The sequence below is a fragment of the Mesorhizobium sp. M1A.F.Ca.IN.020.04.1.1 genome, from assembly GCF_003997315.1.
Lineage (GTDB): Bacteria > Pseudomonadota > Alphaproteobacteria > Rhizobiales > Rhizobiaceae > Mesorhizobium.
In genome coordinates this window covers 1-5,527 of record NZ_RZSN01000259.1, presented here as the reverse complement: position 1 = coordinate 5,527, position 5,527 = coordinate 1, and the positions used below count along the sequence as shown (strand labels likewise).

At 60.1% G+C, this 5,527-nt stretch carries 7 protein-coding genes; all 7 read left to right on the top strand.

Annotation, left to right across the window (positions count from 1 at the left end):
• The first annotated feature begins 133 nt into the window (after nucleotides 1–133).
• The 7 genes from EOA49_RS29780 (at nucleotide 134) to EOA49_RS29755 (ending at nucleotide 5,519) form a co-directional block, all read left to right on the top strand.
• Nucleotides 134–1,324 carry a GMC family oxidoreductase gene (locus EOA49_RS29780; protein WP_206519963.1) on the top strand — a complete coding sequence of 397 codons (1,191 nt, stop codon included), beginning with the start codon at nucleotides 134–136 and terminating at the stop codon, nucleotides 1,322–1,324.
• A 118-nt stretch (nucleotides 1,325–1,442) separates the two neighbouring features.
• Nucleotides 1,443–1,850 carry a cytochrome c family protein gene (locus tag EOA49_RS29775; protein ID WP_127216075.1) on the top strand — a complete coding sequence of 136 codons (408 nt, stop codon included), beginning with the start codon at nucleotides 1,443–1,445 and terminating at the stop codon, nucleotides 1,848–1,850.
• A 38-nt stretch (nucleotides 1,851–1,888) separates the two neighbouring features.
• Nucleotides 1,889–2,143 carry a hypothetical protein gene (locus tag EOA49_RS32900; RefSeq protein ID WP_127241940.1) on the top strand — a complete coding sequence of 85 codons (255 nt, stop codon included), beginning with the start codon at nucleotides 1,889–1,891 and terminating at the stop codon, nucleotides 2,141–2,143.
• The gene (locus EOA49_RS29770) at nucleotides 2,094–2,465 is read left to right on the top strand and encodes a DUF488 domain-containing protein (RefSeq protein ID WP_095800014.1); all 372 of its coding nucleotides are present in this window, start codon (nucleotides 2,094–2,096) and stop codon (nucleotides 2,463–2,465) included. The genes EOA49_RS32900 and EOA49_RS29770 overlap by 50 nt, the downstream gene beginning before the upstream one ends.
• A gap of 125 nt (nucleotides 2,466–2,590) precedes the next feature.
• Nucleotides 2,591–3,247, top strand: a complete 657-nt coding sequence (fsa, locus tag EOA49_RS29765; protein WP_067330524.1) for a fructose-6-phosphate aldolase — start codon at nucleotides 2,591–2,593, stop codon at nucleotides 3,245–3,247.
• A 369-nt stretch (nucleotides 3,248–3,616) separates the two neighbouring features.
• The gene (locus EOA49_RS29760; RefSeq protein WP_127241941.1) at nucleotides 3,617–5,146 is read left to right on the top strand and encodes an FAD-dependent oxidoreductase; all 1,530 of its coding nucleotides are present in this window, start codon (nucleotides 3,617–3,619) and stop codon (nucleotides 5,144–5,146) included.
• A gap of 82 nt (nucleotides 5,147–5,228) precedes the next feature.
• Nucleotides 5,229–5,519, top strand: coding sequence for a hypothetical protein (locus EOA49_RS29755; protein WP_127216072.1), 291 nt, complete (start codon nucleotides 5,229–5,231; stop codon nucleotides 5,517–5,519).
• The last annotated feature ends 8 nt before the right edge of the window (nucleotides 5,520–5,527 follow it).

The window sequence follows — 5,527 nt, the reverse complement described above, 5'->3', positions numbered from 1 at the left end:
TCCCTGGACTTAAGCTTAAGCTCTGAAATCGTCATGTGTCGAAGCCCTCAAAGGCTCCGAACATCGTTCCTCAGCGTCACGCGCGAAAGGTGCTGTCGGAACAGCGCTTACGGAGGATTATCCCAACCCGCCAATGATCGCCGCGCAGAGCATGGTGATGTTCGAGAAGGCGGCCCGCAATCTCGGCTACCATCCCTTCCCAAACCCCTCGTCCAACGCGTCTCGCGATTACGTCAATCCCGATGGCGTGGCGTTCGGCCAATGCCACTACTGCGGCTACTGCGAGCGTTTCGGCTGCGAGGCGAATGCAAAAGCCAGCCCGCACTTCACCGTTATTCCGCTGGCGCTGAAGAATCCGAATTTCGAACTGCGCACAAATTCGATCGTGCTGAAGATCAATCTCGATTCGACCCGCAAGAAGGCCGTCAGCGTCAGCTATCTCGACGCTCGCGGGCGAGAATTCGAACAACCTGCCGACCTTATCATCCTGTCGGCCTACGCGCTCGGGAACGTCAACCTGCTGCTGCAGTCGGGGATCGGCGTTCCTTACGATCCCGCCACGGGTAAAGGCGTGGTCGGCCGAAACTATGCCTACCAGTGCGGCGGCGGGGCTACCGCCTTCTTCGACAAGAAGACCATCCTGAACCGCTTCATGGGCGCCGGCGCGCTCGGCACCTGCATGGATGATTTCAACGGCGACAACTACGATTTCGTGAAGGCCGGATACATCGGCGGCGGCGGTATCAGTTGCAGCAACTCGGGCGCCCGGCCTATCCAGTCACATCCGACACCCCATGGCACGCCGCGCTGGGGCTCGGACTGGAAGAAGGCAGTGGTCGACAACTATGACCATGCTGCCAACGTTGGCAATCAAGGCGCGGTGATGGCCTACAGGCAGAACTATCTCAGCCTCGATCCAACCTATACGGACATCTTCGGACGTCCGCTGATGAGGATGACGTTCGACTTCCAGGACAACGAGGTTAAGCAGATGAACGGCCAGGCCGACATCTGCGTGACAATCGCCAAGGAGATGGGTGCGATCAGGGTCGACCGGAGCATTCCGCCGGTGCCCTATTCCATCGTTCCCTATCAGAGCACTCACAATACCGGCGGGGCCGTTTTCGGCGCCGACCCCACCACCAGTGTCCTGAACAAACATCTTCAGGTCTGGGATGTCCCGAACGTATTCGTCACCGGCGCCTGCGTATTTCCGCAGAACGCCGGGAAGAATCCGACCGGACCGGTGGGCGCTCTTGCCTATTGGGCGGCGGACGCGATCAAGAATTATCTGAAGAACCCCGGCCCATTGGTTCCCTCCTGAGGCAGGTCTGCCGGGTCCGGATCCACGCTTCGGATCCGGCAGACTGTGCGTTTCGAATACCGACATAACCAGGGTGGCTTGGCGACAACCAAGCCGCCCCTGATTGAAGCACGCGAAGATGAGATCGACGATTCTTGGATTGACGACCGCGGTTCTCACCGCAGTCGGCTCTGCGCAGGCGCAGGACAAATCTCCTGGCAATGCTGACGCCGGCGCCTCGGTCTTCAAGAGATGCATGGCCTGCCATGCGGTCGGGCCCGACGCCAAGAACGGGGTAGGGCCGGTATTGAATGGCGTCGTTGGCCGTGCGGCAGGCACTTACCCTAGTTACAGCTATTCCGCGGCGAACAAGAATTCGGGCCTGACCTGGGATGAACCGACGCTGACCACATATCTGCACGCGCCGCGCAAGTTGGTGCCCGGCACGAAGATGACATTCGCTGGTCTCAGCAAAGACCAGGAGATCGCCGATGTGATCGCCTATCTGAAACAATTCAACGCCCAAGGACAGAAGGCCTCTCCCTGAGCCAGGGACGATCTGTCCGGCTTGCAAAGCACAATCTTATGAAATTCCTCCTGCATCAGGGCCTGGGGTATTCGACCGTTCATCAGATCGGCGACTACCTGCGAAGCCACGGAACCGGCCATCACTGGATCGAACGGTATCGGGGCAGCATCTTCGTCATCGTATCCGATCAAGCCGACGAGATGATCCTTCGAAACGAGTTCTCCGGGCTTCTCGATGCCGTCAACGAAAGGAGACGGACGGATGAGCGGAAAAGCCATCGACGAGAGCATAAAACTGAAGCGCGCCTATGAGAGCCCAGCTGCCGACGATGGCACGCGGGTGCTGATTGACCGGCTTTGGCCGCGCGGGGTCAAGAAGATCGATGCCGGCATCGACTGCTGGATGAAAGAACTCGCGCCAAGCACCGAGCTTCGGAAATGGTTCGGACACGATCCCGCCCGCTGGGACGAATTCCGTCGGAGATATGCGGCGGAAATCCACGCGCATGGCGATGAGCTCGACCGGCTCCGCGACCTGATACGACACGGCCCTGTCACGCTCGTCTACTCGGCTCATGACGAGGCCCACAACGATGCCGTCGTCCTGAGAGAGATTTTGCTGGGACATCGCTAGAGACGTCGCGCCGCCCTGCCTTTGTGCCATCAAGGACATGGGGCGTGTGACCACTACAGCGGGTTCAAATCACTTTTCTGGAACCAAACCGAGCAAGGTTCATCAAATCATCGAGGAGACGCACAATGAAATTCTTTGTCGATACAGCCGATATATCTGAAATTCGCGAGCTTGCCGCGGCAGGCTTTGTCGATGGGGTGACCACGAACCCGTCGCTCATCTCGAAGACCGGTCGGCCGATCAGGGATGTGATCAAGGAGATCTGCGGGACGATCGAAGGCCCGGTTTCAGCGGAAGTCACCGCGACCGACTTCGACGGCATGATTGCCGAAGGAGAGCGTTTGGCGAGCATCGCGACCACCGTGGCCATCAAGGTACCATCCACCTGGGATGGGTTCAGGGCTTGTCGGGCGCTCGCTCGCCTCGGCCACAAGGTCAATGTCACGCTGTGCTTTTCCGCAAACCAAGCATTGCTTGCGGCCAAGGCGGGCGCGACGTTCATTTCGCCCTTCATCGGCAGGCTCGACGACCTCGGATTGGACGGCATGGAAGTGGTCCGGGAAATCCGCGCGATCTACGACAACGACGCATGCTTCACGACGGAAATCCTGGCTTCTTCAATACGCACTCCACTCCATGTCAAAGCTGCGGCAATTGCAGGCGCCGATATTGCGACCATTCCCCCAACTGTACTTCGGAGCCTTGCCAAGCATCCACTCACCGACAAGGGGTTGGCATCCTTTCTCGCGGACTGGGGCAAGACCAGGCAAGCGATCCTTTAAAACTTGCTGGCCGGCGGTCCGACTTGAGCCGTGAGCAGCCCAAGGGACGGGCTGGTCGAGAACACGCGCCGTGGTGACACCGACAGCCTCAAGTGGCCGGCATGTTCACTTTGTCCTCACTTCGTCCGTCCATCACATGCTCCTGGAATCCAACACAAAAAATGCATTCAATCGCTCACTAAATTCGTTTGCATGGTGCCCTGGATGGCAGGAGACTGGGACGTAGCGGTTCCGCTTTAGTCGGGAGCTCCGGTGAAAACGAAAGCGTCGGTCTGAAGGCGCGCCTGGATGGAACATGTTCAGGGCGTGCGAAGTCTATCGAGGCTCCAGTTATCGATCTTGCGCTGAGAATCGCCAACGGAGACGAAAATGGCTGGGAGCCATTCGAAGGCAAACGGTCCGGATCCGGTTCAGGGCATCGCGATCGCCGATCTTGAGGATGGCGGCAAGCTCGTCGGCCATTGCGGCGACGAGCAGGTGCTGCTGGTGCGCCGCGGGAGCGAGGTATTCGCGGTCAGCGCGACATGCACGCATTACGGCGGGCCGCTCGTCGACGGTCTGGTAGCAGAAGACACGGTTCGGTGTCCGTGGCATCACGCGTGCTTCGATCTGCGCACGGGCGAGGCGCTGCGCGCGCCCGCCTTCAGCCCGCTCGCCTGCTGGTCTGTGGAACAGCGAGAAGGCAAGATATTCGTGGTCGAGAAGCGTAAGCGAACGGCACCGGTGGTGCGAGATGGCGGTGCGGCTCCGGAAAGAATTGTCATTGTCGGGGGTGGCGCGGCTGGTTTCGCTGCCGTCGAGACACTGCGGCGTGAGCAATACCAGGGCAGCATCACCATGATCAGCGATGACCAGGCGCCGCCCGTCGACAGACCGAACCTCTCAAAGGACTATCTCGCCGGCAGGGCGCCGCAGGATTGGATTCCGCTGCGCGGCGAGAAGTATTATTCGAAAAACAACATCGACCTGCGTCTCGACACAAAGGCCGACCGCATCGACCCGCGGTCCCGCGAGGTTGTGCTGTCGGATGGCAGCACGATTTCTTACGAAAGGCTGCTCCTTGCCACGGGGGCCGAACCAGTTCGGCTTGCTACCCCCGGAGCCGAGCAATCATTTGTCCACACGCTGCGCTCTTTCGCCGACTGCAAGGCGATTATCGAGCGGACCGCGAATGCGCGACGCTGCGCCGTGCTCGGCGCCAGTTTCATCGGCCTCGAGGTTGCGGCGGCGCTGCGCTCGCGCGGCATCGACGTTCATGTCGTAGCGCCGGACAGACGGCCTATGGAGCGGGTCCTGGGTCCGCGGATGGGCGACTTCATCCGCGCCCTCCATGAGGAGAAGGGTGTCGTCTTCCATCTCGAGGCGACTGCGGCCAGCACCGACGGCAACAAGATGAAGCTCAGCAGCGGCGGCACGTTGATGGCGGATTTCGTCGTGGCCGGCGTCGGCGTCAGGCCACGCATAGGTCTCGCCGAAAAGGCCGGGCTCAAACTCAATCGCGGCGTTGCGGTGAACGCGTTTTTGGAAACAAGCGCGCCCGGAATTTTCGCGGCCGGCGACATTGCCCGGTGGCCCGATCCGCATAGTGGCGAGAATCTTCGGGTAGAGCATTGGGTGGTTGCGGAGAGACAAGGTCGCACCGCCGCACTCAACATGCTTGGCCATCGCGAGAAGTTCGCAGCGGTGCCGTTCTTCTGGAGCCAGCATTACGATGTGCCCATCAACTATGTCGGCCATCCCGAGCGATGGGACGAGATCTCGGTCGATGGAGACGTCGCGGCCAGGGATTGCCTGCTCCGATTCAAACGGGAGGGGCGCACGCTCGCTGTCGCCTCGATCTTCCGCGACCTGGAAAGTTTGCAGGCCGAGCTGGAAATGGAGCGCCAAACGGCAAGCTAGAACGCGCTCTCGAGCACGGGTGGGAGCGCACCGAGAATGACGCAGCCGAGCATGTCACCGTGACCGAAAGGGAGACCGATCTATGTCCGCATTGCAACAGGACGTTGCCAGGGATTTGCAAATCATTGCGCCCACTCAGCATCATTCAAAGATCGTCGAGTTCGCCAAGGAGGTTGCCGAACAAGAGTCCCATCAGATGCCGACGTCGGTCGCAATCTTCTCCGACAGCGGTCGTTGGTACTGCCAGGTCCGTCGCGGCAATGAAAAGACCCGGCCGATGGGCCCCTATACCAAACGAGAGGCTGAACGGGTTCAGGAAGTTCGCAGAGCCTTGATCGCCAAAAGAGGCACCGCTCGGATTATGTTCGAGTAGGCGGGGAC